Here is a 26,119-nt window from a genome sequence, read left to right as displayed (position 1 = left end):
TCAGGTTTGTGTGGGGAGTTTGGGGTGTAGGCCGCCGAGGCAGAGGTAGATCATTGAGCTCAGGGTTTGGGCGGAGTGGTGTCCGTAGCCGCGGGCGTTGATGAGTCGGATCTTGGCGTTGATGCCTTCGATGAGGGCGTTGCTGATGCCGAGTTCGATCGCGGCCAGAATGGGTTCGAAGTAAGCCTCGAAGCGTTTTCCCAGCGCGACGAACGCGGGGATGCGGGAACGCTTGGCTGCGGTGATCCAGGCTTTGAGCAATCTGCGGGCGACACCGGGTTCGTGGTCGTAGCGGTAGAGGTCGCGCGCTTGTTCTTTGAGGGTCCAGGCTCGGCCTATACGACGGTTGGTGCGTGCGATCTGGTTGACCAGGGCGCGTTTTTCGTCGTTGAGTTTGTTCTCGCCGGTACGCAGCGCCCATCGGGCGGCTTTCCAGTCCGCTGTGGCGTACCCGGGTAGGCGGATCGATTCGGCGAAGACGCGGTCCAGGGCACGGTTGACCCATTGCATGATGTGGAAGCCGTCGTAGCAGATGGTCGCGTGTGGGACCGCTGCGGTGGTGGCGGCGGTGTAGGCGGCTGAGACGTCCATGCTGACGGCTTCGATCTGTGCCAGTGAGCAATCCGTCTGGGCGGCATAGAAGTTGGTCAGTGATTGCTCGCTGCGGCCGGGTTGGATGTCGACGACGGTTCCGGTGTCGTGGTCGCCGATGATGGTCAGGTATCGGTGGGGGTGGCGGTAGCAGATCTCGTCGACCCCGATGCGGTAGAGCGTCTGCAGGCGGCGCTGATCAAGCAGCTCGGCCACGCCGCGGGTGATGATCGCGGTGACGGTTTCCCAGGCGCAGCGCATTAACGTGGCCACCGAGGTGCGGTCGGTGCGTTGGGCCAGCCAGAGCACCATGTCCTCGAAGTCGCGGGTATGACGCGCGCCGGGACGGGCCCAGGGCAGTTCTTCGGTGATCACCCCGCAGTCTGGGCAGTCGATGCGGCGAATCTCGTAGACCAGCCACAGCTGTGATCGAGCCAAATCCAGATGGCGCCAGCGCCGGCGCCGACGGTCATAAATGGACCGTGAGTGTTTGCCGCATGGGCAGCGCAGCAGCCTGGCCTTTGGGCGCAGGCTGACCTCGATCTCACCGCCGTCGATGGCGACATCGGTGACCGTGGCTCCGGGAATCTGCAATAGGCGGTTAAATGCAGTACTGACGCGCACGCGGATCGTTCCTTGCGGTTGAGGTTGGTGTGGTAACCCCGAAACCTAGAGGCGCACCGCGTGCGCGTCCCTCATTTCACCGACGAACCGTCAAATCCTATTGCAGCGCAGACCAATATCGCCCTGAGCAGGGAAAAGGCGCCCACTAGAACCCTAGGAGCGCCACGCATGTGCTAATAGTAGCTGCGGGGTCTGACAGGTCGCAGAACTCATCCACCACCAAAACTGCTGCGACGCAAGTGAATGCAGTGGTGCCAGGATCCTGGGTCAGTCGACTCTGGTGGCGGCTACCGACCACATCGGCAGGTGGACCCGATCGTCCTGCAGTGGCGGCTGCAGCGTCGCCAGCTGATCCGGCAGGGATTTCATCTGCGGCGCGACGCCGTCGTCGGAATCCATCTGCGACAGAAATTCCAACGCCCGTGGACCGAAGGCGCCGACGTAGCTGGAGGTGCCCATGTAGTCCGTGCGCCAGCCGTTGGCGTTGAGCTGCCGGTTGAAGGTGTCCGCCGGCAGGCCGTCGAACTGTAGGCCGTTGAGATTGTGCCGCCCGAGTTCGAACAGGAACAGCCGCGCACCGGGTGCGGTAGCGAGATGTAGCGCCTGGAGGTAGCGCGCCTGCAGTCGCTCGTCGTGGGCGAATACGTGATAGAAGGCGCTGTCGACGACAGTGTTGAACCGGCCCTCGAAGTCGGCCAGGCGTGTCGCGTCGGCGACCCGGAAGTCCACCGTCACTCCCGCCCGCTGCGCGTTGCGTCGGGCGTGCTCGACCGCCGCCGGAGAGGCGTCGATGCCGGTGGTCGAATATCCCTGCGAGGCAAAGTAGATCGCGTGGTGGCCGGGGCCGGTGCCCGGATCCAGGACTTCTCCGTGCAGCGCGCCGTGGGCGACGAGTTCTTGCACCACCGGCTGCGGACCGCCGATATCCCACGGAACCATTCCCGCGATCGTCTGCTCGCGGCGGTACATCGCGTCAAAGGTCGGGTCGGCCTGCATGGATCGTCCTCTCTATCACTGACCAAGAAGGATGCTTCCCTTTTGTATACTTGGTCAGTGACCAAGAATCAAGGTGTCGTGCGGGCACGAGCCGGCCTTGGCGTCGAGGATGTGGTGCGGGCCGCGTTCGAGGTCCTCGATCGTCAAGGCATCGCGAAGCTCTCAACGCGCGCCATAGCAACGGAACTCAGCGTCAGCATGAACACCGTGATGTGGCACATCGGCACCAAGGCCCGACTGCTCGAGCTGATGGCGGATGCCCTTGTGGCGGAGGTCGAGACGGGCCCGTTGCATGGCGACTGGCGTCAGCGGGCGGCCCAGTTGCTAGGCGGGTTGCGTCGGGCGATGCTGCGCTACCGTGACGGTGCGCTGGTCGTCGCCGGAACCTTCCCGGTCCTGCCGTCGACACTGGCCTTTGGCGATCAGCTGATCGCCGTCTTGTTGAGTGGCGGAGCGGCTTCCAAGCCGGCGGCATGGACCGCGTGGAACCTTTTCTACTTCACCCTGGGTCTGGTCCAGGAGGAGCAGCGGGCCCCCGATGCGTTGCCGGACAGTCTGCAGGATGTCGTGGACGAGACCGAGTTTCCCAGTCTGCATGCGGTACTGGACGATTTCCTGTCGGCAGACTATGAGGCCCGGTTCAGCTTCGGCATTGATCAGATCCTGGGGTCGCTCGGCTAGGGCGTCAGAACCACTCCGGGCGCATCTCGAGCGTCGTGCGGTCCAGGCTTTCCAGCAGGTCGAGCTGCGGCCCGGTCTTGGGCAGTTCGTAGCGGAAGAAGTACCGGGCCGCTTGGCGTTTGCCGTCGAAGAAGTCCCCGGTGCGCCCCGCCGCGGCCAACAACTGCTCCAGCCAGATCCAGGCGATCACCACATGGCCGAAGGCCTCCAGGTAGATCGCGCTGTTGGCCAGTGCGGCATCGATGTCGCCGGCGGCGAACATGCCCGCGGTGACCGCCACCAGCCGCTGGACCGCCGCGTCGAGTTGGGCGGCCATATCGGCCAATTCGCCACCGGCGCGATGGGCGGCCGCGGTGGCCCGGGTCATCGCGCCGTGCAGGGCGGCCAAGCTGGCGCCGTCGCGCTGCACCACCTTGCGGCCCAGCAGGTCCAGACTCTGGATGCCGTGGGTGCCCTCGTGGATCGGGTTGAGCCGGTTGTCCCGGTAGTGCTGTTCGACGTCGTACTCGCGGGTGTAGCCGTAGCCGCCGTGCACCTGAATCGCCAGGTCATTAGCGGTCAGGCACCACTGTGACGGCCAGCTCTTGGCGATCGGAGTGAGGATGTCCAGCAGCGCGGTGGCGTGCTCGCGCTCCTCGTCGGATTCGGCGGTGTTCTGGACGTCGACGAGCCGCGCGCAGTACAGCGCCAACGCGAGTGCCCCCTCGACATAGGACTTCTGCGCCAGCAGCATCCGCTTGACGTCCGCGTGCTCGATGATCGCAACTTGCGGCGCGGCAGGGTCTTTCGTCGTCGCCGGCCGGCCCTGCGGGCGGCTGCGGGCGTATTCCAGCGACTTCAGATAACCGGTGTAGCCGAGTGCGATCGCGCCCATGCCTACGCCCAGGCGTGCCTCGTTCATCATGTGGAACATGTAGTTCAAGCCGCGGTGCTCGTCGCCGACGAGATAGCCGACCGCGCCCGGCTCGCCACCGGGCTGGTGGCCGCCCTCGCCGAAGTTGAGCACAGTGTTGGTGATGCCGCGATAGCCCATCTTGTGGTTGAGCCCGGCCAGGACGACGTCGTTGCGCTCACCCAGCGTGCCGTCGGGATTCACCAGATACTTCGGCACGATGAACAGCGAAATCCCTTTGGTGCCAGCCGGACCACCGGGGATCTTGGCCAGCACCAGGTGGACGATGTTGTCGGTCAGGTCGTGTTCGCCACCGGAGATCCACATCTTCGACCCGAACAGCCGGAAGGTGCCATCGGCGCGAGGTTCGGCGCGGGTGGTGATGTCGGCCAGCGATGAACCGGCCTGGGTCTCCGACAGGCACATCGTCCCGAAGAAGCGGCCGGCGAGCATGGGCTTGACGAAGGTGGCGATCTGCTCTTCGCTGCCGAACTTGGCGAGCAGATTCGCATTGGCCATGGTCAGCATCGGATAGCCGGCGGTGCTGACATTGGCGGCGAACAGCCAGGCGAAGCCGGCCTGGGCCACCGTAGCCGGCAATTGCGCACCACCGAGTGAGTAGTCCATCGCCATGCCGATCAGCTCGGCGTCGGCGCACGCCGTCAACGCCTCCTTGACCTCGCCGATGATGGTGACTGTCGTCCCGTCGAAGGTGGGCTCGTGAGCGTCGCTCTTCTTGTTGTGTGGGGCGAAATAGCGAGTCGCCAGCTGCTCGCACAGATCGAGGGTGTCGGAGAAGGTCTCCCGGGAGTGCTCGGAGAATCGGTCCCGCCCGGTCAGTTCGTCGACGCGCAGCCAATCGAACAGCAGGAAATCGAGGTCTTGGCGGGACAGCAGGGTGGACTTCATCTTTCGAACCTTTCACTCCAGCCCAAGCAGTGCGTTCTCTACGACCTCGGGCAGCGCCGGGTGGATCCAGTATTGACCGCGAGCCATCTCCGGCGCCGTGAGACCGAAACTCATCGCCTGGATCAGCGGCTGGATGATCGACGACGCCTGGTAACCCATGATGTGCGCGCCCAGCAGCCGTCCGGTACCGCGCTCGGCGATGAGCTTGGCGAATCCGGTGCTGTCCTCCATAGCCCAGCCGTACGCGACGTCACCGTAGTCCTGGATCTTCACCGAGATATCGAGACCCTTTGCCAGCGCCTGTGTTTCGGTCAATCCGACCGCAGCGATCTGCGGATCGGTGAACACCGCGGCCGGCACGTAGCGATGGTCGGTCATCCGCATCGAGTCCACGTCGTCCCAGTCGCACAGCAGGTTGTGTTGCACCACCCTGGCCTCGTGGTTGGCGACATGCTTGAGCTCGTAGGGCGAGGACACGTCACCGAGCGCGAAAACTCCCCGCGCCGAGGTTCGTTGGTACTTGTCGACGGTCACCCGCCCGCCGGCGAGGGCGACACCGGCCTGCTCGGCGTCCAGCAGGTCACCGTTGGGCACGCGCCCAGTGGCCACCAGCATCGCGTCGGCTCGCAGGACCGAGCCGTCGTCGAGGTCCAGGACGACACCGTTCCCGTCGTTTCGGGCCGCTACCACGTTGCGGTGCGAGCGCAGCTCCCACTTGGCTGCGGCGATCCGGGTGAACCGTTCTGAAACCGTCTCGTCGCAGTGCCGCAGCAACGTCGCGCCGCGGATCACCACGGTGACGCGGACGCCCAAGGCGGAGAACACGTGGGCGAATTCGGCGGCGATGTAGCCGCCGCCGATGATCACCAGGTGCTCGGGCAGCTCCGCGATCCGCATCACGTCGTCGCTGGTGTAGTAGCGCGCCCCGCTGTTGGCGATGGCGGGGGGGATTGCCGAGCGCGACCCGGCCGCGATCACCACCTGCTCGGCGCTGAACTGCTCGCCACCGGCGGTGAGCAACAGGTACTGGCCGTCGGAGCCGACCGGGCCGAACCGGGTGTGCTCGCCGTAGACGTCGATGTTCGGCAGGCTGCGGCGGTATTGCTCGCCGCCCGCGGCGATCGGGTCGATCCGCCCGAACACCCGCGAGACGATGTCGTCCCAGCGCACCCCGTCGATGCGGGCGTCCACCCCGTAGCGCGAGGCCTCGCTCACCGTTTTGGCCACCTCGGCGGCGTACACGAACATCTTGGTCGGGATGCATCCCACATTGAGGCAGGTGCCGCCGAACGTGCTCTGCTCGCAGATCGCCACCCGCTTGTCCGCGTAGCGTTCGTCGAGAATGCTGTTACCCGAACCGGTTCCGATGATCGCCAGGTCGTAGCTCTCCATTGCGTCAGCCTAGAGGGTGTGCGGGCTAATCTAGGGGCGTGTCCCCATCGGTTCAGACCGAGATGACCGACGTAGCGCTGATCGGCGCGGGCATCATGAGCGCCACCTTGGGGGCGATGCTGCGCCGGCTGGAACCGCATGCAGCGATCACCGTCGTCGAGCGGCTGGATTCCGCCGCCGGCGAGAGCAGTGATCCCTGGAACAACGCCGGAACCGGCCACGCCGGGTTGTGCGAACTCTTCTACACACCGCAGCAGCCCGACGGCTCGATCGACGTCGCAAAGGCGGTACGCGTCAACGAGCAGTTCCAGGTGACCCGGCAGTTCTGGGCGTACGCCGTGGAGAACGGACTGCTCGAGGATCCACGCGACTTCCTGCATCCGATCCCGCACGTCAGCTTCGCGCACGGCGCCGGCGGCGTGGATTACCTGCAGCGGCGTCATCGTGCGCTGGCCGACAACCCGTTGTTCGGCGGAACCGAATTGATCATCGACTTTGGCGAGTTCGCCACGCGCTTGCCCGCGATGGCCGCCGGGAGGAATCCCGATGCACCGGTGGCCCTGGATTGGGCGCCGCACGGCACCGACGTCGACTTCGGAGCGCTGACTGACCAGCTGATCGGTTACGGGGTCAGACACGGCACCGTGGTGCGCTTCGGCCACGAGGTACGCGCGCTGGGCCGGGAGTCCGACGGCAGCTGGACGCTGCGTCTGGCCAACCGGCGAACCGGTGAAACCCGAAGGCTCAACGCTAAATTCGTGTTCCTCGGCGCCGGGGGAGCGACCCTGGGCTTGCTGCAGCGCTCGGGAATCCCCGAAGTGCGGGGCTTCGGCGGCTTCCCGATCGGCGGGGTGTTCCTGCGCTGCGGGGACGCCGGGCTCACCGCCGCACACCGGGCCAAGGTGTACGGCGCCCCGGTTCCAGGCGCGCCGTCGACGACCGCCCCGCACCTGGACGCCCGAATGGTCAACGGTGCGTCGTGGCTGCTGTTCGGACCGTTTGCTGGTTGGTCGCCGAAGTTCCTCAAACACGGTCGGGCCACGGACCTGCCGAGATCGGTGCGCTTCGACAACGTGCGGTCGCTGCTGGGCGCCGGGATCCGGGAGCGCGAATTGGTCGGGTACCTGCTCAGCCAACTGCGACGAACCCACAGCACCCGTGCCGCGGCATTGCGGGAGTTCCTCCCTAATGCGGATGATGCGGACTGGCATGAGATCCGGGCCGGTCAGCGGGTGCAGGTGATCCGCGGCGGGCAGCTCGATTTCGACACCACGATCGTCAGCGCCGGCGACGGCAGCATCGCGGGCTTGCTCGGTGCCTCGCCCGGCGCCTCGACCGCGGTGCCGGCCATGCTGGAGGTGCTGGCACGCTGTTTCGCCGGGAAGTTCGCCGACTGGCTGCCGACGCTCAAACAGATGGTGCCCTCGCTGGGCACACGCCTGTCCGACGAGCCCGCGTTGTTCGAGCAGGTGTGGGACTGGGGCAGCCGACAGCTTCAGCTCAGCTGATCGCCGTGGGATTGGTGGTGGCGACCCGTTGCGCCCGGCTTCGCCGCGCTGACGGTCGCACGGTGTTGGTGGTGGCGACCCGTTGCGCCCGGCTTCGCCGTGCTGACGGTCGCACGGTGTTGGTGGTGGCGACCCGTTGCGCCCGGCTTCGCCGTGCTGACGGTCGCCACTAGAGTTGTCGGGTGACCGAGAACCCCTACCTGGCCGGTTTACGGCTGGCCGGCCGCAAGGTTGTTGTTGTAGGCGCGGGAAGTGTCGCGCAGCGACGACTTCCGCTGTTGGTGGACAGCGGCGCCCAGGTGCTGGTGATCGCGCCCAGCGCCACCCCGGCGGTCGAAGCGCTGGGCGAGCGCAAGCCCGGAATCACGCTGGTCTCGCGTACCTACCGCGACGGGGACCTGGCCGATGCTTGGTATGCGATTGCGGCCACCAACGACCCGGAGATCAACGCCGCCATCGTGGCTGAGGCCGATCGCCGTCAGATCTTCTGTGTGCGTGCCGACCTGGCCGTCGAGGGATCTGCGGTCACCCCGGCGACCTTCGGCTACTCCGGACTGTCAGTGGGTGTGCTGGCCGGTGGCGAGCACAACCGGTCGGCGGCGATCCGCTCGGCCATCCGGGAGGCGTTGCAGAACGGCACGATCACCGTGGACGCAGCGGCGACCCCCGACGTGGTGCGCGGCGGTGTGGCGCTGGTGGGCGGCGGACCCGGTGATCCGGAACTGATCACGGTGCGCGGCCGCCGCATGCTCTCGCACGCCGATGTCGTGGTGGCCGACCGGCTCGCCCCGCCCGAGCTGCTCGCCGAACTGCCCCCGACCGTCGAAGTGATCGACGCCGCCAAGATCCCCTACGGGCGGGCGATGGCGCAGGACGCCATCAACGCGCTGATGATCGACCGTGCCAAAGCCGGCAAATTCGTGGTGCGCCTCAAGGGCGGCGATCCGTTCGTGTTCGCCCGCGGCTATGAAGAGGTCCTGGCCTGTGCCGACGCCGGGATTCCGGTGACGGTTGTGCCTGGTGTGACCAGTGCCATAGCGGTGCCGGCGCTGGCCGGGGTGCCGGTCACCCACCGGGCCGTGAATCACGAGTTCGTGGTGGTCAGCGGGCACGTCGCGCCCGACGATCCCGAATCGTTAGTGAATTGGGACGCCTTGGCCGCAATGCGCGGCACAATCGTGCTGCTGATGGCCATCGAACGCATCGAGCAATTCAGCGTGGTCCTGCAAAAGGGCGGTCGACCTGCGGATACGCCGGTCCTGGTGGTGCAACACGGCACCACGCCGGCCCAGCACACGCTGCGAGCAACCCTGGCCGACGCGCCCGAGAAAATCCGCGCGGAGGGCATCCGACCTCCCGCGATCGTCATTATCGGGGCCGTCGCCGGTTTTGGGGTTTAAACAGCTCTTAATATTACTGTAGGGTAGCCGGTTATGACTGCACTCGATGATGCAGGCCGGGCGACCGCGCAGCGGTCCGACGGCGCTGCCGGGTCGGTTCCCCCGGGGCGTACCGGTTCCGATCTCATGAGCTTGACCAGCAAGTATGTGTCGTCCTGGCTGCCTTCTCGCCGCTTCATCTATGCGGTGATCGCCATCGGTGGCATGCAACTGCTCGCCACCATGGACAGCACCGTCGCCATCGTCGCGCTTCCTAAGATCCAGGATGACCTGGGCCTGTCCGACGCGGGCCGCGGCTGGGTGATCAGCGCTTACGTGCTGACCTTCGGCGGCCTGATGCTGCTGGGTGGTCGCCTCGGCGACACCATCGGCCGCAAGCGCACCTTCATCAGCGGGGTCGCGCTGTTCACCATCGCGTCGGTGCTGTGCGCGGTGGCCTGGGATGCGCCCACGTTGGTGATCGCGCGACTGCTCCAAGGCGTCGGCTCAGCCATCGCCTCACCGACCGCGCTGGCGCTGATCGCCACCACCTTCCCGAAGGGGCCGGCCCGCAATGCCGCCACCGCGATATTCGGCGCGATGACAGCGGTCGGGTCGGTGATGGGCCTGGTAGTCGGCGGCGCGTTGACCGAGGTGTCGTGGCGGCTGGCGTTCGGGATCAACGTGCCGATCGGCCTGCTGATGATCTACCTGGCCCGCACCGCGCTGACCGAGACCAACCGGGAACGGATGAAGCTCGACGCCGCCGGCGCGCTGCTGGCGACCCTGGGCTGCACGGCCGCGGTGTTCGCGTTCACGATCGGCCCGGAGAAGGGCTGGATCTCGGTCTTCACCATCGGCTCGGGCGTCGTCGCGGTCTTGGCGCTCTTGGCTTTCGCCGTGGTGGAGCGCACCGCAGAGAACCCGGTGGTGCCGTTCAGCCTGTTCAAGGACCGCAATCGGCTGATGACCTTCGCGGCGATCTTCCTGGCCGGCGGGGTGCTGTTCACCTTGACCGTGACCATCGGTCTGTACGTGCAGGATCTGATGGGCTACTCGGCCTTGCGCGCCGGCGTGGGATTCATCCCGTTCGTCATCGGGCTGGGCGTCGGACTGGGGTTGTCCTCCCAGCTGGTGCGCCGGTTCCCGCCCCGGGTGCTGGTGATCGCCGGTGGCGTCGTGTTGCTGGGCGCGATGATCTACGGCTCGACGATCAACCGGAACCTCCCGTACTTCCCGAACTTCGTGACGTTGATCGTGCTCGGTGGGCTCGGGATCGGCGTGATCGTGGTGCCGCTGACCCTGTCGGCGATCGCCGGCGTGGGCTTCGACCAGATCGGTCCGACCTCGGCGATCGCACTGATGCTGCAGAACCTGGGCGGGCCGATCGTGCTGGCGGTCATCCAGGCCGTCATCACCTCGCGCACGCTGTACCTGGGCGGCACCAACATGCCGGTCAAGACGATGAATCCCGCGCAGATCGCCGCGTTGGACGCCGGCTACACCTACGGCTTGCTATGGATTGCCGCGGTGGCGCTCCTAGTCGGCGGGATCTCCCTGCTGATCGGTTACACCGCCAAGCAGGTCGCGCACGCCCAGGACGTGCAGGACGCCTTCGGCAACCTGTAACTTCGCCCGGACGCGCGCTGGCGCTCCCCGCTAAGCTGGCCAGCTATGGCCGCGCCGGGGGAATCCCAGTCGGCCGACCGCTCGTTGTCGTCCAGCGTGCTCGGTATCGCCATCGTGGCGATCACCGGCATGCAGCTGATGTCGACGCTGGACGGCACCATCGTCGTGGTGGCGTTGCCACGGATGCAGGCCGATCTCGATCTGTCCGATGCCGCCAAGAGCTGGGTCATCACCGCCTACGTCCTGACCTTCGGCGGCCTCCTGCTGCTCGGCGGCCGGGTGGGCGACGCCATTGGACAGAAGCGAGCGTTCATCTCCGGTGTGGGGCTGTTCACCCTCGCCTCGTTGGTCTGCGGGGTGGCCACCGACTCCGCCACCCTGATCGCCGCCCGGGCGGTCCAGGGCATGGGAGCCGCGGTTGCCGCACCGACTGGCCTGGCGCTCATCGCGACGACCTACGCGGCCGGGCAGGCCCGGAACCGGGCCATGGCGGTGTCGGCCGCCATGCAGGGCATCGGCTCGGTCATGGGCCTGGTGCTCGGTGGCGCCCTCACCGTCATCTCGTGGCGGCTGGCGTTCTTGATCAACATCCCGATCGGGATCGTCATTGTGGCCATCGCGGTGCTGCGGTTGACCGAGACCAGCACCGAACGGCTCCGGCTCGACCTCACCGGGGCGCTGCTGGCCACCGGCGGGTGCACCGCGGCGGTGCTGGTATTCACCCAGGGCCCGCCCCAGGGCTGGGCGAGCCCGTGGGTGATCGGTGCCGGGGCCGCCGCGGCGCTCTTCTTTCTTGCCTTCCTGCTCGTCGAGCGCAACGCCGCCAACCCACTGGTGCCGGCCGCGGTGTTCGACAACCCCAGCCGGGTCGCCACCTTCGTGGCGTACTTCATGGCCGGCGGCGTGATGCTCACGGTGAGCGTGATGATCGGCCTACTGGTTCAAGACGTGTTGGGCTACTCGGCACTGCGGGCCGGTATCTGCTTCATCCCGTTCGCGGTGGCGATGGGTGTCGGCAACCTGCTGACCAGCTGGGCGGCCGCGCTGATCGCGCCGCGCTGGCTCATCATCGGGGCCGGCAGCCTGGTCTGGGGCGCCATGCTGTTCGGGTCGACGCTGGATCGCGGCGTGCCGTACGTCCCCGACCTGGTGATGCTGTTCGTGGTCGGCGGCTTCGGAATCGGCGTGATCTCGGTGGTGCTGCCGCTGTGCGCGGTAGCCGAGGTCGGCCCACGCGAGATCGGCCCGGTGTCGGCGGTCACCTTGATGGTGTACAACCTGGGCGGTCCGGTGGTGCTGGTGATCATCCAGGCCGTGCAGACCTCTCGAACGCTGTACTTGGGCGGCACCACCGGCCCGGTGAAGAACATGACCGACGGTGAACTGGATGCGCTCGGCCACGGCTACACCTATTCGCTGCTGTGGGTGGCCGCGATCGCCGTGCTGGTGGGTGCGGCGGCACTGTTCATCAGGTTCTCGGCCGAACAGATCGCCCGCGCCCAACACACTCTGGAGGCTGTGGAGGCGGGGGAGCTGTAGGGGCGCCGGGCAAGTCCGCGTCTGCTCGCGGCTGAAGATAGGCTCTCGGCCTGTGATCACCCGGATGTCCGAACTGTTCCTGCGCACCCTGCGCGACGACCCCGCCGATGCCGAAGTTCCCAGCCACAAGCTGCTGATCCGGGCCGGCTACGTCCGGCCTATCGCACCCGGTCTGTACAGCTGGCTGCCGCTGGGCCTGCGGGTGCTGCGCAACATCGAGCGAGTGGTGCGCGAGGAGATGAACGCCATCGGCGGCCAGGAGATCCTGTTCCCGGCGCTGCTGCCGCGCGCACCCTACGAGACCACCAACCGCTGGACCGAATATGGCGACAGCCTGTTCCGGCTCAAGGACCGTCGTGACAATGACTACCTGCTGGGCCCCACCCACGAGGAACTGTTCACCCTGACGGTCAAGGGGGAGTACAGCTCCTACAAGGACTTCCCGGTGGTGCTGTATCAGATCCAGACCAAGTACCGCGATGAGGCGCGACCGCGAGCCGGCATCCTGCGCGGCCGCGAATTCGTGATGAAGGACTCCTATTCCTTCGACGTCAACGACGCCGGGCTGGCCACCGCCTACGATGCGCACCGGGCGGCCTATCAGAAGATCTTCGACCGGCTCGGTGTGCGGTACGTGATCGTCTCGGCGGTGTCCGGCGCCATGGGCGGATCGGCCTCCGAGGAATTCCTCGCCGAGAGTGCGGTCGGTGAAGACACCTTCGTGCGCTGCCACGAGTCCGGCTACGCCGCCAACGTCGAAGCGGTGACCACCGCCCGCCCCGAGCCGCGACCGGTCGATGGCTTGGCCGAGCCCCAGATTCACGACACCGGCGATACTCCGACGATCGCCACCCTGGTGGACTGGGCCAACTCTGCTGATCTGGGCCTCAGTCGCCTCGTCACCGCCGCCGACACCCTCAAGAACGTCCTGCTCAAGGTCCGTCAGCCCGATGGCGAGTGGGAGCTGCTGGGCATCGGGGTCCCGGGTGACCGCGAGATCGATGAGAAGCGGCTCGGGGCGGCGCTCGAACCCGCCGAGTACGCACTGCTCGGCGACGGTGATTTCGCCAAACACCCGTTCCTGGTGAAGGGCTACATCGGTCCGAAAGCACTGCAGGACAACGGGGTCCGCTACCTGGTCGACCCCCGTGTGGTGGACGGCACCAGCTGGATCACCGGCGCCGACGCGCCCAGCAAGCACGTCGTTGGGCTGGTCGCCGGGCGTGATTTCCACGCCGACGGCACCATCGAGGCGGCCGAGGTCCGCGACGGCGACCCGTCACCGGACGGGGCCGGCCCCCTGGTCAGTGCCCGGGGCATCGAGATCGCCCACATCTTCCAGCTCGGCCGCAAGTACACCGACGCGTTTGCTGTCGACGTCCTCGGTGAGGATGGCCGGCCGGTGCGGCTCACCATGGGTTCCTACGGTGTCGGCGTCTCGCGGTTGGTGGCTGTCATCGCCGAACAGCAGCATGACGAGCTGGGTCTGCGCTGGCCGTCGCAGGTCGCACCGTTCGACGTGCATGTGGTGATCGCCAACAAGGACGACGCCGCCCGCAACGGCGCGACCGAGCTGGTCGCCGAACTGGACCGGCTTGGTCTGGAGGTGCTCTTTGACGACCGGCAGGCCTCCCCGGGGGTGAAGTTCAAGGACGCCGAGTTGCTCGGGGTGCCGTGGATCGTCGTACTGGGGCGCGGCTGGGCCGACGGCGTTGTCGAGCTGCGGGATCGCTTCTCGGGGCAGACCCGCGAGCTGGCCGTCGGTGCGGAGTTGGCCGGGCAGATCATGGCCGCGGTCCGCGCTGAGGGCAGTTAACCCGGGGCCTGGGTGCACATGGTGCTGCGCGCCGCGCGCACCACGACGGCGGCCTGCTCGGGGCTGGCCCCGTACTGTGCAGCGACCTGGTCGGTCACCGCTCCCGCAGACTGGCCGGTGTAGAGCTGCCGGCAGACCTGCTTTCCGGCCAGCAGGAGCTGGTCGTCGTCGCCGGGAAAGTTGCCGCGGGTTGCATCGAGGTACCTGATGTCCTCGGAGGTGTAGGGGATCGGCCAGGCGGCGGCCGGTCCGGCACCCAACATCACCCCTGCTCCTACTACGGTCGCGATCAGGGCACCACGCTTGTGCACCGACATCATCCCTGCTCCCTTCGCCCGGTCGAGGTCAGTCTCGCTCAATCCTGGCCACCTGGAAAGGCCTGGGTGATCGGCCAACTCCCCAGTGCGCGGTTCCAGTGCGCGGCGAGCACGGCGCTCTGACCGAGCGCGGTCGCCGCGAATTCCCGATCGGTGGCCTCGCTGGCCTGCTCGACGACCGCACGCCAGGCCGCCGCGGTGTCGCTTTCCATCCGGACCGCCAGCCGCAGTGCATCGTTGGACGTGGTCACCGGCATAGGCAACTGATAGCCGGCAGCCGCAGGCGGCACGGCAATCGAGCGGCTGGTCAGTATCGCGATGGTGTGATCCCGGCGTTCGCGGTGCTGTCGAATGGTTGTGACCACCAGATCGTTGAATTCCGGTAGCGAATACGCCGACACCAGCCCGTAGCCGTAGACGACGCCGTATTCGGTGGCCAGCGCATCGGTCAGGGCCGCTTCGGGGCCGGAGCTCGGGCTGGGTTGCGGAGATGTCATGCCTGCGCCACCAGGGCAACTGCGTAGGAGGCCGTGCATGCCGCGGCGATGGAGGCCAGCAGCCCGGCGCGGTAACCCGACGAAGCGACCGCCAGTTTCCCGGCGCTGTCGGCGGCCTCCCGCAACGCGTTGATCACCTGCGAGGCCGTCGGAGCGGGCGCATCCGGCGCGGCGCCGGGCGTGGTGGTCTCGGTCTCGTCCGGCGTCTTTCTGGAGGCGCGGGCGATCTCGGCGGCCAGTGCCCGGGCGTGCTCGGTTCGCTCCTGCGACACCTGTTCCAGCGCCGCGGCCAGCGCCTTGGAGTCCGGGTCGGTCAGTGCTGCGGCGGCCGCCGCAGCCAGCTCACTGTCGCGCAGTGCCAACTGTCGTTGCGCTTCCAGGTCATCCACGACGGGCGCCGTCGGAGCCGAGCCGCAGGCCGGCGCCACAAGGGCCAGCAGGGCGAGCATCCCGGCGCCGGTGAGCACGCGCCGTCGGTCAATGGCGGACAGGGGGCCGGGCACCCTGACATCCTGCCATTGCGACTACGCCGTAAGGACGCGACGTGGCCGCGAACGGGTCGCGGTACGCTGACGGGCGCTTTTGCCGGTTTGCTGTGGGTGTGTTTCCCACGGCGTATCGTTGATGACTGGTTCCCGGCCGCGCCTGGCGCGTGGGAACGCGCCGAGAAGGACAACTCAAGATGAGGAGCTCGCCGTGGCCACCGGGCTACCTTCCCAGACACAGGTGATCGAGCTGCTCGATCCTGAGTTCACCCGCGCCGGATACGAGATCGAAGACGTTGTCGTCGACGATCGGGACCCGCTCCCGCGAATCACCGTGGTCGCCGACGGCGACACCCCGCTTGATCTGGACACCGCCGCCGCGTTGGCGCGCTCCGCATCGGACCTGCTTGACACCCTGGAATTCGACAGCCAATACGTGCTTGAGGTCAGCTCGCCCGGGGTGGGGCGGCCGCTGACCACCGCGAAGCATTTTCGGCGCGCGCACGGTCGCAAAGTTGAGCTGACGCTGTCCGACGGGTCTGGTCTGACCGGTCGGGTGGGCGTCGTCGATGACGACGTCCTGACGCTGGTGGTGCGCGCCGGGCGCGACTGGAACCGTCGCCGCCTGCCACTGAGCGAGATCAGCCGAGCGGTGGTGCAGGTCGAATTCGCACCGCCGAGTGAACGTGAGTTGGAGTTGGCGGGCCGGCAGGCCCCGGAGGCGGGAACGGAGGCCGGAGCATGAACATCGACATGGCCGCGCTGCATGCGATCGAGGCAGACAAGGGCATCTCGGTTGACGTGGTCGTGGACACGATCAAATCGGCATTGCTCACCGCATACCGCCACACCGAAGGCCATCAGGCCGACGCGGTGATCGACGTCGACCGCAAGACCGGCGTGGTGCGGGTGCTGGCCCGCGAGACCGACACCGACGGCAACGTGATCAGCGAATACGACGACACGCCCGAGGGTTTCGGCCGTATCGCGGCGACCACGGCCCGCCAGGTGATCCTGCAGCGACTGCGTGACGCCGAGAACGAGAAGGCCTACGGCGAATTCTCGGCGCGGGAGGGCGACATCGTCGCCGGCGTCGTTCAGCGCGACGCCCGGGAGAATGCCCGCGGTGTGATCGTGGTGCGGCTGGGCACCGAGGCCAAGGGCTTCGATGGCGTCATCCGCCCCGCGGAGCAGGCGCCCGGCGAGGCCTACGACCACGGCGACCGGCTGCGCTGCTACGTGATCGGCGTGACCCGGGGCCTGCGCGAACCGCGTATCGAGCTGTCGCGTACCCACCCGAACCTGGTGCGCAAGCTGTTCGCTTTGGAGGTCCCCGAGATCGCCGACGGGTCGGTGGAGATCGTCGCGGTCGCCCGCGAGGCCGGCCACCGGTCCAAGATCGCGGTGGCCTCGCAGGTTCCCGGGCTCAATGCCAAAGGTGCCTGCATCGGTCCGATGGGCCAGCGCGTGCGCAACGTGATGAGCGAGCTGGCCGGCGAGAAGATCGACATCATCGACTACGACGAGGACCCGGCGCGCTTCGTCGGCAACGCGCTGTCGCCCGCCAAGGTGATGTCGGTGACGGTGATAGACCAGGCGGCTCGTGCCGCCCGGGTGGTCGTCCCCGACTTCCAGCTTTCCTTGGCCATCGGCAAGGAAGGTCAGAACGCCCGGCTGGCAGCCCGGCTGACCGGTTGGCGCATCGATATCCGCAGTGACACCCCCGAGACTGATGCCGATGGCGCTGAACGCGCGGCAGGTCAGGGCGTGGGCCAGGAGCGCTGAGCGGGACGCGACCAGGAGCACCCGGTAGCGCAGCGCCGGGTTGGTTCGGGTGGTTCGGGTCATCGCCGTTGTATGGGTAGACTGAGCCGTGATCCAGCGCGAGACTTCGCCAGCCGCCTCGCGGACGCACCGTTCCCCAGATGGACCGGTGCGCACGTGTGTCGGATGCCGGAAACGTGCGTTGACCGTCGAATTGCGTCGGGTGGTCGCGGTGTCAACCGAGAACGGCAACGGTGCCGTGATCGTTGACCGCGCGGGCAACCAGCCGGGGCGAGGTGCTTGGTTGCATCCCGCGTCGGAGTGCCTGCACGCGGCGATTCGGAGACGGGCATTCGCGCGCGCGCTGCGGATCAGCGGTTCCCCGGATGTATCCGGGGTGGAGGAGTACTTCGAAGGAGTCGAAGATCAGCTCGCCGCCCCGGTCAACAGAACAGGTAGCGAAGAACATGAGCACACCGTGAAGTCCCGATGACCATGCGTCATAGCTAAACCCGAGGCGCGGCCCACCACCGCTGTCGCCTCATAGACAGGAGATGTAGTGGCAAAGGCCCGCGTACACGAGTTGGCCAAGGAACTCGGTGTCACCAGCAAGGAAGTTCTCGCCCGCCTGAGCGAACAGGGCGAATTCGTCAAATCGGCATCCTCAACCGTGGAAGCCCCCGTCGCGCGGCGGCTACGCGAGTCCTTCGGCGGCGGCAAGCCCGCGCCGAAGGCCGAAGCGCCCGCGGCCCCGGCGCCCGCCAAGGCCGCTCCGGCCCCGGCGGCCACTCCGGGACCGGCGAAGCCGGCACCGGCTGCTGCCGTTGAGGGCCAGGCTGTCAAGCCTGCCGCCCCCGTCCCGGCCGCAGCCAAGCCGGCGGCCCCGGCAGCTCCAGCGGCACCGGCCGCACCGGCCGCGCCCGCGGCCGAGACCCCGCCACCGGCCGCCGCAGCACCGTCGCCGGCAGCGCCGCCGGCGCCCGGCCCCCGGCCGGCAGCACCGGGTCCCAAGCCCGGAGCCCGCACCCCGCGCGTCGGCAACAACCCGTTCTCCTCGGCGCAGCCGGTCGAGCGCGCCATTCCGCGTCCGCACCCGCAGGCGGCGCCCCGGCCGGGAGGAGCCCCCCGGCCCGGCATGCCCCGTCCGGGCGGCGGCGCGACACCGGGCAACATGCCCGGACGCACCAGCAACTTCGGCGCGCAGGGTCGCCCGGCACGTCCCGGCGGCCCGCCGCGGCCCGGCGGCGGTGGCCGTCCCGGTGGCCCCGGTGGTCGTCCCGGCGGTCCCGGCGGCGGTCCGGGCGGTAACTACCGCGGCGGCGGCGCCGGCGGTCCCGGCGGCGCGGGTGGTCCCGCAGGCGCCGGAGCCGGAGGTTTCCGGGGGCGTCCCGGTGGCGGTGGCGGCGGCGGTCGTCCCGGCCAGCGCGGTGGCGCGGCCGGCGCGTTCGGTAGGCCCGGCGGTGCACCCAAGCGGGGACGCAAGTCGAAGCGGGCGAAACGCGCCGAGTACGAGAACATGCAGGCACCGGTCGTCGGTGGTGTGCGGTTGCCGCACGGCAACGGCGAGACCATCCGGCTTGCCCGCGGCGCATCGCTGAGCGACTTCGCCGACAAGATCAACGCCAACCCGGCCGCTCTGGTGCAGGCGCTGTTCAACCTCGGCGAGATGGTCACCGCCACCCAGTCGGTCGGCGACGAGACGCTGGAGCTGCTGGGCAGCGAGATGAATTTCGTGGTGCAGGTCGTCTCGCCCGAGGACGAGGACCGCGAGCTGCTGGAGTCCTTCGACCTGACCTACGGCGAGGACGAAGGCGGCGAGGAAGACCTGCAGAGCCGCCCGCCGGTGGTGACCGTCATGGGTCACGTCGACCACGGCAAGACCCGACTGCTGGACACCATCCGCAAGGCCAACGTCCGCGAGGGCGAGGCCGGTGGCATCACCCAGCACATCGGCGCCTATCAGGTGGGCGTCGACTTCGACGGCTCCGAGCGGCTGATCACCTTCATCGACACCCCGGGTCACGAGGCGTTCACCGCCATGCGTGCCCGTGGCGCCAAGGCCACCGACATCGCGATCCTGGTGGTGGCCGCCGACGACGGCGTGATGCCCCAGACGGTGGAGGCCATCAACCACGCCCAGGCTGCCGACGTGCCGATCGTGGTGGCGGTCAACAAGATCGACAAGGAAGGTGCCGACCCGGCCAAGATCCGCGGGCAGCTCACCGAGTACGGACTGGTTGCCGAGGACTTCGGCGGCGACACCATGTTCGTCGACATCTCCGCCAAGCAGGGCACCAACATCGCCGCGCTCGAGGAGGCGGTGCTGCTGACCGCCGACGCCGCCCTGGACCTGCGGGCCAACCCCGACATGGAGGCCCAGGGTGTGGCGATCGAGGCCCACCTGGACCGTGGTCGCGGCCCGGTGGCCACCGTGCTGATTCAGCGCGGCACGCTGCGGGTCGGCGACTCGATCGTCGCCGGCGACGCCTACGGCCGAGTCCGTCGGATGGTCGACGAGCACGGCGAGGATGTCGAAGAGGCGACCCCGTCGCGGCCGGTGCAGGTCATCGGCTTCACCTCGGTGCCCGGTGCCGGTGACAACCTGCTGGTTGTCGACGAGGACCGGATCGCCCGCCAGATCGCCGACAAGCGCAACGCCCGCAAGCGCAACGCGCTGGCCGCGCGATCGCGCAAGCGGATCTCCCTGGAGGACCTGGACTCGGCGCTGAAGGAAACCAGCCAGCTGAACCTGATCCTCAAGGGCGACAACGCCGGTACCGTCGAGGCGCTGGAAGAGGCCCTGATGGGGATCCAGATCGACGACGAGGTGCAGCTGCGGGTCATCGACCGCGGTGTCGGTGGCATCACCGAGACCAACGTCAACCTGGCATCGGCGTCGGACGCGATCATCATCGGGTTCAACGTCCGTGCCGAGGGCAAGGCCACTGAGCTGGCCAACCGCGAGGGTGTGGAGATCCGGTACTACTCGGTCATCTACCAGGCCATCGACGAGATCGAGAGCGCGCTCAAGGGCATGCTCAAGCCGATCTACGAGGAGAAGGAACTGGGGCGCGCCGAGATTCGCGCCATGTTCCGCTCCTCCAAGGTGGGCAACATCGCGGGCTGCCTGGTCACCTCGGGCATCATGCGTCGCAACGCCAAGGCGCGGTTGCTGCGTGACAACGTGGTGATCGCCGAGACCGTCACGATCTCCTCGTTGCGGCGGGAGAAGGACGATGTCACCGAGGTCCGCGACGGCTACGAATGTGGTCTGACACTGACCTACAACGACATCAAGGAAGGCGACGTCATCCAGGCCTACGAGCTCGTCGAGAAGGCGCGGACGTAGTGGCTGATCCGGCACGGGCACGCCGGCTGGCCAAGCGGATCTCCACGATCGTCGCCTCGGCGATCGAGTACGAGATCAAGGATCCGCGGCTGGCCGGCGTGACGATCACCGACGCGAAGGTGACCGCTGACCTGCACGACGCGACCCTGTACTACACGGTGCTGGGCCGCTCCCTGGACGAGGACCCCGACTACGGCGGCGCCGCTGCGGCGTTGGAGAGCGCCAAGGGCGTGCTGCGGTCCAAGGTCGGGGCAGGCACGGGGGTGCGGTTCACCCCGACCCTGACGTTCGTCCGGGACACCGTGCCCGACGCTGCCCATCGGATGTCGGAATTGCTGGCCGCAGCTCAAGCCGCCGACGCCGACCTGGCCCGGATACGGGAGGGCAAGCAGCCGGTCGGGGACGCCAACCCGTATCGCGAGGCACCGGGACAACCCGATGCCGACGACAGCGGTGACGGTGAGCAGTCGGGCGACTGACCCGCTGCCCACGAGTCGGCGGGTGGACGCCGCCGAAGCCGTGGAACTGCTGGCGGGCGCGAGCACGCTGGCGGTGATCTGTCATGTGCATCCCGACGCCGACACCATCGGTGCGGGGCTGGCGTTGGCGTCGGTCCTGCGACGGCGCGGCAAGACCGTCGAAGTCAGTTTTGCTCGGCCGGCGGCACTTCCGCAGTCGTTGCAATCGTTGCCGGGCGCCGAACTGCTGGTCGGTCCGGATGTGATGCGTCGTGACGTCGATCTGGTGGTGACGGTCGACGTCTCGAGCGCGGATCGGCTGGGGGAACTGGGGCAGCTGGCTGTCGGCCGCGAGCTGCTGGTGATCGACCATCACGCCTCGAACCAGTTATTCGGCACGGCCAATTTCATTGATGCATCGGCGGATTCGACGACGATGATGGTGGCGCAGCTGTTCGACGCCTGGGGCGAGCCGATAGACGCCGACGTGGCGCACTGCCTGTATGCGGGGCTGGCCACCGACACCGGGTCGTTCCGGTGGGCCAGTGCTCGCGCACATCGGCTGGCGGCGCGCCTGGTGGAAGCAGGGGTCGACAACGCGGCGGTCACCCGCACCGTCATGGACACCCATCCGTTCGGCTGGCTGACGATGCTGTCGCGGGTGCTGGCGGGCGCGCAACTGCTACCGGACGCGGCGGGCGGGCGCGGGCTGGTCTACGCGGTGGTCGACCATGCCGAGTGGACCGCGGCGCGGCCCGAGGAGGTGGAGAGCATCGTCGACATCGTGCGTACCACCGCTCAAGCCGAGGTGGCGGCGGTGTTCAAGGAGACCGAGCCGGGGTGCTGGGCAGTGTCGATGCGTGCCAAGTCGGCGGTGGACCTGAGCGCCGTGGCTGTGGCTTTCGGCGGCGGCGGTCACCGCCTGGCCGCCGGGTACACGGTCGCCGGTACGGCACAGGACGTGGTCGCCGCGCTGGTCGCCGGCCTTGGTTGAGGAGTCCGGCGCCGGGACGAAGTCCCCCGCAAGCGGGAGGTACCCCCAGATCGCGGCGCTGGCCCTGCCGGCGCTGGTGGTGTTGGCCGCCGAACCGCTGTATCTGCTGTTCGATACCGCTGTCGTCGGCCGGCTCGGCGCCGTGGGTCTGGCCGGTCTTGCGATCGGCGGGCTGATCCTGAGTCTGGTCGCCTCGCAGGCCACATTCCTGTCCTACGGAACGACGGCGCGCTCGTCGCGGCATTTCGGTGCCGGCGATCGTTCCGCGGCGGTCGCCGAGGGGGTGCAGGCCACCTGGCTCGCCTTGGGTCTGGGCGTGCTGGTCGTGCTTGTGGTGCAGGCAGTGGCGGTGCCGCTGGTCTCGGCCGTGTCCGGGCGTGACAGCATCGCGCAAGCAGCCCTGCCATGGCTGCGGATCGCCATTCTCGGCGCTCCGGCAATTCTGGTGTCGTTGGCGGGCAACGGATGGCTACGAGGGGTGCAGGACACGGCGCGGCCGCCGCGCTATGTGGTTGCGGGCTTCGCGCTTTCGGCATTGTTATGCCCGCTGCTGGTGTTCGGCGGTCTGGGCATGCCGCGCTGGGGTCTGGCGGGTTCGGCGGTGGCAAACTGCGCGGGCCAGTGGCTTGCCGCGCTGTTGTTCCTGCGTGCGCTGCGCTGCGAACCGGTGTCCTGCAAGCCCGACGGCGCGGTACTGCGGGCGCAATTGGTCATGGCACGCGATCTCATCGCGCGCTCGCTGGCCTTTCAGGTCAGCTTCGTCTCGGCTGCCGCGGTCGCGGCGCGCTTCGGTGCCGCGGCGTTGGCCGCCCACCAGATCGTGTTGCAGCTGTTCAACTTCCTGGCGTTGGCCCTTGATTCGCTGGCCATCGCCGCGCAGGCGTTGGTGGGCGCAGCGTTGGGCGCATCCGATGTCCGTCATGCCAAGTCGGTGGCGGGCCGGGTCACGCTGTTCTCCTTGGTCGCTGCTGCCGTGCTGGCGGCGGGATTGGCACTCGGTGCGCGCCTCCTACCGGGTTTGTTCACCAACGATGTCGCGGTGCTGACCGCCGTCGGGGTGCCTTGGTGGTTTCTGGTGGCCCAATTGCCCATTGCCGGAATCGTTTTCGCGCTCGATGGAGTGTTGCTGGGAGCCGGTGACACGGCGTTCATGCGTACCGCCACCGTAGTCAGCGCGCTGGTCGGTTTCCTGCCGCTGGTGTGGCTGTCGTTGGCCTTCGGTTGGGGGCTTGCCGGAATATGGTCGGGCCTGACCGCTTCTCTGGTGCTGCGGTTGTTGTTCGTCGGGTGGCGGGCGCTTTCCGGGCGCTGGGTGCGGGCCGGACGGCCGTAGGATCGGCTGGCGTGAGCAGTCAGCGAGAACGGATGCTGCGCGGCGAGTCGTATCGGCCCGATGACCCGGACCTGGTTTCCGGCCGGCAGGCATGTCAGCGTGTGGTGGCGGCGTTCAACGCCACCGGGCCGGACGACGCGGACACCCGCCGTGAACTGCTGGGTGAACTGTTCGGATCCTTCGGAGCGAACTCGGAGATATTGCCCCGATTCTGTTGCGACTACGGCATATACACCAGCATCGGCGCCAACTGCTTCGTCAACTACGACGCGGTCTTTCTGGACTGTGCGCCCATCACTATCGGTGACGACGTATCGATCGGACCCCGTGCCCAACTGCTTACGGCGCTGCACCCCGTCGACGACATCGACGCGCGGCGGGCCGGCTGGGAATCGGCCGCTCCGATCACCATTGGTGACAATGTCTGGCTGGCCGCGGGGGTGATCGTGTGCCCCGGGGTGTCGATCGGCGCCGACACCGTGGTGGGGGCCGGCAGCGTAGTGACCCGAGACCTACCGGCCGGCGTGCTCGCGGCAGGAAATCCCTGTCGGATCCTTCGACCGCTCGGCTAGCCCGCCAGCCGTCAGCCGCCCACGCCGGCGTTCAACAGGAAACCGCCGGTGACGAAGGTGGCGATGAAGATCAACCAGCCCAGTGCCGGCCAGGTGAGCATGCGGTTCCGTCGGCGCGCGCTGACGCTCATGCCCACCAGCGTGGTGAGCACGGCAGCACCGATGCCGCCCCAGGCCACCAGGTAGGCCGCATTGATCAGGTTGTCACTGCAGCGATGGGCACTGGAGCACACGTCGGTCGCCATGCCGGCGAACATCGAATAGATGAGACCCAGGCCGCAGGCCAGCAGCAGTAGCACCGCAAGGAGCGATGCGGCGATGACATCCCAGGCCTGCCGGCGTGGCGGCGGAGCGACGTTGCCGTAGGGCCACTGGGGGTAGGGCGGGTAGTTCTGAGCCACGACTGAGTCCACCTGGGTAGGTCCGGTTTGCTGTCTCACGGTAACCCTGCTGCAGGGCGTCGAGGCATTCCATTTGTCCAGTCAACTGACAGGAAAAATCTACACTGCCTATCTATACATTTAGGTTACTCGCGGGTAGCGTTCTGCGCGTTGTTACCAGTTACACACGCCTGACCCTGGGGATGTAACCCACTGGCTTGGGAATACGACGGAGATGGGGAAGCTCGAAAATGATGCATTACCGACTGATCGCCGCAGGTCTGGCCACCGGGGGTGGGCTACTTACTGCGGCGTTCCTACAGGCCGCGGTCGCCGTTGCAGGCCCGAGTGACGATGTTGTCGCGCCGAGTGCCACCGGCGCCGACGCCTTCACCATTGGCGGATACACGTTCGATCCTTTCAACGATGCCACCGGCGCGGAGGGTTTCTCCCTGGTCCACCCGCTCACCGGGTCTGCGCCACTGTTGACCTTGGGCGGCGGAAGCCCCGGTGGTCTGCTGCCGACCGCTCCCCAGAACTTCGAGGTGTACGGCGCGGACGGCACCAGCCTGGGCAGCGTCAACTCCAGCGTGGTCGTCACCAACCTTGCGGGCTTCACCAACACCCAGTTCACCGTCACGGACGTCACCGCGGCCTCCGGCGGGTCGGCAGCAGATCTGCCGACGTCAGGCTCGGTCTATGACGTGTTCAACTTCGGCGGGGGCTTTGCCAACGTCTACGTTGCCACCCCCGGCGAGGACGGGACGGTCACTGACACCTTCGTGACGCCCTGGGGCAGCATGGACCTGAGCTCGATGTTTGCCGGCTTCAATGCGGCGGACCCGCTGCTGCCGGGCGACGCCTTCGACGCGCTGCAGGCTGGGGCGTCCGGAGGTGGCGAGGACGCCTTCGCCATCGGTGGCCTCACCCTGGATCCGTTCACCGGCACCGGCGACTCTGCGGTGGAGGGTTTCGCCCCGATCACCGCTCTCGGTGGTGCGGCGCCGCTGTTGGCCATCGGCGGCGCTTCTCTGGGTGACCCGAGCCACCAAGGCAACGGTCTCGCCTCGCAGGACTTCAACGTGTACAGCGGCACGGGTGACGACGCCACCCAGCTCGGCACCATCAACACCGCCGTGGACGTGACCAACCTGCTGGGCATGACCAACACCCAGCTCATCGTCACCGACGGCTCGGACACCGGTGACGGCCTGCCTGCGGTGGGCACCGTCTATGACGCGTTCAACTTCGGAGGTGGCTTCGCGAACGTCTACGTCGCCACCCCGGGAGAAAACGGCACCATCACCGACACGTTCGTGACCCCGTTCGGCAGCATGGACCTGAGCTGGCTGTTCAGCGGCATGGCCGGCGGGATCTCGATGGACCCGGGAGCCGCGTTCGGCGCGCTGAGCGATAGTGCTGTGGGCCAGGACGCCTTCACCATCGGCGGCACCACCTTCGACCCGTTCACCGGGACCGGAGCCGACGCCACCCCGGGATTCGCGCCGGTCTTCCAAACGGTCGGTGCGCTGCCGTTCCTCAACATCGGCGGCGGTACGCCCGGCCTCGACCTCGGCGGCACTTACTTCCCGCTGCCGATCACGTCGCAGGACTTCAACATCTATGACGGCACCGACCTTTTGGGCACCGCACACGCGCAGGAGACCGTCACCCAGTTGTTGGGCCTGACCACCACCGAGTTCGTCATCGACAGCGTGACGCCAGGTGATGGCGACGCCGGGGACCTGCCGGCGCTGGGTTCGGTGTACAGCGTTTTGAACCTCGGCGGTGGTTTCGCCAACGTCTACTCCGCGATCCCCGGTCTGGACGGCGCCGACAGCACCGTCACCGACACCTTCGTCACCCCGTTCGGCGACTTCGACCTGAGCGGGTTGTTCGGTGGCTTCGACGCCTCGGCGTTGATGGACCCGGGCGCTGCATTCCTGGGGCTCGACTTCTAGTAGTTCGCCTCAACCGACACGTCCCGGACGGTGCCGCAAGTGCCGTCCGGGAC

Annotated in this window: 23 protein-coding genes; 15 read left to right on the top strand and 8 right to left on the bottom strand. The window is 67.7% G+C overall.

Annotated elements, in window-relative coordinates; translation table 11 throughout:
• The gene (locus ACKY0W_RS13670) at positions 1 to 1,185 is read right to left on the bottom strand and encodes an ISL3 family transposase (RefSeq protein ID WP_409434498.1); all 1,185 of its coding nucleotides are present in this window, start codon (positions 1,183 to 1,185) and stop codon (positions 1 to 3) included.
• A 297-nt stretch (positions 1,186 to 1,482) separates the two neighbouring features.
• Positions 1,483 to 2,211, bottom strand: a complete 729-nt coding sequence (locus ACKY0W_RS13665; protein WP_409434497.1) for a class I SAM-dependent methyltransferase — start codon at positions 2,209 to 2,211, stop codon at positions 1,483 to 1,485.
• A gap of 57 nt (positions 2,212 to 2,268) precedes the next feature.
• On the opposite strand from ACKY0W_RS13665, the gene ACKY0W_RS13660 reads away from it, so the two are divergent.
• A complete protein-coding gene (locus tag ACKY0W_RS13660; protein WP_409434496.1) occupies positions 2,269 to 2,892 on the top strand; it encodes a TetR/AcrR family transcriptional regulator C-terminal domain-containing protein in 624 nt (207 codons plus the stop codon).
• A 4-nt stretch (positions 2,893 to 2,896) separates the two neighbouring features.
• On the opposite strand, the gene ACKY0W_RS13655 is transcribed toward ACKY0W_RS13660, so the two are convergent.
• On the bottom strand, positions 2,897 to 4,693 hold the full coding sequence (locus tag ACKY0W_RS13655; RefSeq protein WP_409434495.1) for an acyl-CoA dehydrogenase: 1,797 nt from the start codon (positions 4,691 to 4,693) through the stop codon (positions 2,897 to 2,899).
• 12 nt (positions 4,694 to 4,705) lie between these two features.
• Positions 4,706 to 6,085, bottom strand: a complete 1,380-nt coding sequence (gene mtr / locus ACKY0W_RS13650; RefSeq protein ID WP_409434494.1) for a mycothione reductase — start codon at positions 6,083 to 6,085, stop codon at positions 4,706 to 4,708.
• Positions 6,086 to 6,147: 62 nt separating this feature from the next.
• Between mtr and mqo the strand changes: the two genes are divergently transcribed.
• The 5 genes from mqo (at position 6,148) to ACKY0W_RS13625 (ending at position 13,956) form a co-directional block, all read left to right on the top strand.
• Complete coding sequence (mqo, locus tag ACKY0W_RS13645; protein ID WP_409437780.1) at positions 6,148 to 7,593, top strand: malate dehydrogenase (quinone); 1,446 nt, start codon at positions 6,148 to 6,150, stop codon at positions 7,591 to 7,593.
• A gap of 182 nt (positions 7,594 to 7,775) precedes the next feature.
• Complete coding sequence (gene cobA, locus ACKY0W_RS13640; RefSeq protein WP_409434493.1) at positions 7,776 to 8,993, top strand: uroporphyrinogen-III C-methyltransferase; 1,218 nt, start codon at positions 7,776 to 7,778, stop codon at positions 8,991 to 8,993.
• A 33-nt stretch (positions 8,994 to 9,026) separates the two neighbouring features.
• Entirely contained in the window at positions 9,027 to 10,601 is a 1,575-nt protein-coding gene (locus ACKY0W_RS13635; protein ID WP_409434492.1) for an MFS transporter, read from the top strand.
• A gap of 45 nt (positions 10,602 to 10,646) precedes the next feature.
• Positions 10,647 to 12,140, top strand: a complete 1,494-nt coding sequence (locus ACKY0W_RS13630; protein ID WP_409434491.1) for an MFS transporter — start codon at positions 10,647 to 10,649, stop codon at positions 12,138 to 12,140.
• A 52-nt stretch (positions 12,141 to 12,192) separates the two neighbouring features.
• Complete coding sequence (locus ACKY0W_RS13625) at positions 12,193 to 13,956, top strand: proline--tRNA ligase (RefSeq protein ID WP_409434490.1); 1,764 nt, start codon at positions 12,193 to 12,195, stop codon at positions 13,954 to 13,956.
• On the opposite strand, the gene ACKY0W_RS13620 is transcribed toward ACKY0W_RS13625, so the two are convergent.
• From ACKY0W_RS13620 to ACKY0W_RS13610, 3 genes are read right to left on the bottom strand one after another with little or no spacing between them, the layout of a single operon-like run.
• Positions 13,953 to 14,315 (bottom strand): DUF732 domain-containing protein, encoded by a 363-nt coding sequence (locus tag ACKY0W_RS13620; RefSeq protein WP_409434489.1) that lies wholly within the window; start codon positions 14,313 to 14,315, stop codon positions 13,953 to 13,955. The genes ACKY0W_RS13625 and ACKY0W_RS13620 overlap by 4 nt on opposite strands.
• Positions 14,312 to 14,770: a ferritin-like domain-containing protein gene (locus ACKY0W_RS13615; RefSeq protein ID WP_409434488.1), complete on the bottom strand. Its 459-nt coding sequence runs from the start codon at positions 14,768 to 14,770 to the stop codon at positions 14,312 to 14,314. Before ACKY0W_RS13615 ends, ACKY0W_RS13620 begins: the two co-directional genes overlap by 4 nt.
• A complete protein-coding gene (locus tag ACKY0W_RS13610) occupies positions 14,767 to 15,219 on the bottom strand; it encodes a hypothetical protein (RefSeq protein WP_409437779.1) in 453 nt (150 codons plus the stop codon). Before ACKY0W_RS13610 ends, ACKY0W_RS13615 begins: the two co-directional genes overlap by 4 nt.
• A gap of 247 nt (positions 15,220 to 15,466) precedes the next feature.
• On the opposite strand from ACKY0W_RS13610, the gene rimP reads away from it, so the two are divergent.
• The 8 genes from rimP to ACKY0W_RS13570 all read left to right on the top strand — a co-directional run bounded on the left by rimP (position 15,467) and on the right by ACKY0W_RS13570 (position 23,725).
• A complete protein-coding gene (gene rimP, locus ACKY0W_RS13605; RefSeq protein WP_409434487.1) occupies positions 15,467 to 16,000 on the top strand; it encodes a ribosome maturation factor RimP in 534 nt (177 codons plus the stop codon).
• Positions 15,997 to 17,040, top strand: coding sequence for a transcription termination factor NusA (gene nusA / locus ACKY0W_RS13600; RefSeq protein WP_409434486.1), 1,044 nt, complete (start codon positions 15,997 to 15,999; stop codon positions 17,038 to 17,040). Before rimP ends, nusA begins: the two co-directional genes overlap by 4 nt.
• Before the next feature lie 211 nt (positions 17,041 to 17,251).
• Positions 17,252 to 17,512, top strand: a complete 261-nt coding sequence (locus ACKY0W_RS13595) for a DUF448 domain-containing protein (protein WP_406759209.1) — start codon at positions 17,252 to 17,254, stop codon at positions 17,510 to 17,512.
• A gap of 66 nt (positions 17,513 to 17,578) precedes the next feature.
• Entirely contained in the window at positions 17,579 to 20,368 is a 2,790-nt protein-coding gene (infB, locus tag ACKY0W_RS13590; protein ID WP_409434485.1) for a translation initiation factor IF-2, read from the top strand.
• A complete protein-coding gene (gene rbfA / locus ACKY0W_RS13585; RefSeq protein ID WP_409434484.1) occupies positions 20,368 to 20,847 on the top strand; it encodes a 30S ribosome-binding factor RbfA in 480 nt (159 codons plus the stop codon). Before infB ends, rbfA begins: the two co-directional genes overlap by 1 nt.
• Positions 20,807 to 21,820, top strand: coding sequence for a DHH family phosphoesterase (locus tag ACKY0W_RS13580; protein ID WP_409434483.1), 1,014 nt, complete (start codon positions 20,807 to 20,809; stop codon positions 21,818 to 21,820). Before rbfA ends, ACKY0W_RS13580 begins: the two co-directional genes overlap by 41 nt.
• The gene (locus tag ACKY0W_RS13575) at positions 21,813 to 23,153 is read left to right on the top strand and encodes an MATE family efflux transporter (RefSeq protein WP_409434482.1); all 1,341 of its coding nucleotides are present in this window, start codon (positions 21,813 to 21,815) and stop codon (positions 23,151 to 23,153) included. Before ACKY0W_RS13580 ends, ACKY0W_RS13575 begins: the two co-directional genes overlap by 8 nt.
• 11 nt (positions 23,154 to 23,164) lie before the next feature.
• Positions 23,165 to 23,725, top strand: coding sequence for a sugar O-acetyltransferase (locus ACKY0W_RS13570; protein ID WP_409434481.1), 561 nt, complete (start codon positions 23,165 to 23,167; stop codon positions 23,723 to 23,725).
• An 11-nt stretch (positions 23,726 to 23,736) separates the two neighbouring features.
• On the opposite strand, the gene ACKY0W_RS13565 is transcribed toward ACKY0W_RS13570, so the two are convergent.
• On the bottom strand, positions 23,737 to 24,126 hold the full coding sequence (locus tag ACKY0W_RS13565) for a hypothetical protein (protein ID WP_409434480.1): 390 nt from the start codon (positions 24,124 to 24,126) through the stop codon (positions 23,737 to 23,739).
• A 230-nt stretch (positions 24,127 to 24,356) separates the two neighbouring features.
• Between ACKY0W_RS13565 and ACKY0W_RS13560 the strand changes: the two genes are divergently transcribed.
• Positions 24,357 to 26,066, top strand: a complete 1,710-nt coding sequence (locus ACKY0W_RS13560; protein ID WP_409434479.1) for a hypothetical protein — start codon at positions 24,357 to 24,359, stop codon at positions 26,064 to 26,066.
• Positions 26,067 to 26,119 lie beyond the last annotated feature (53 nt).

Origin of the sequence: Mycobacterium sp. SMC-14 (assembly GCF_046250075.1) — a bacterium.
Lineage (GTDB): Bacteria > Actinomycetota > Actinomycetes > Mycobacteriales > Mycobacteriaceae > Mycobacterium.
Note: the sequence above shows the minus strand (reverse complement) of the source record. Positions and strands in the feature narration are given on the sequence as shown.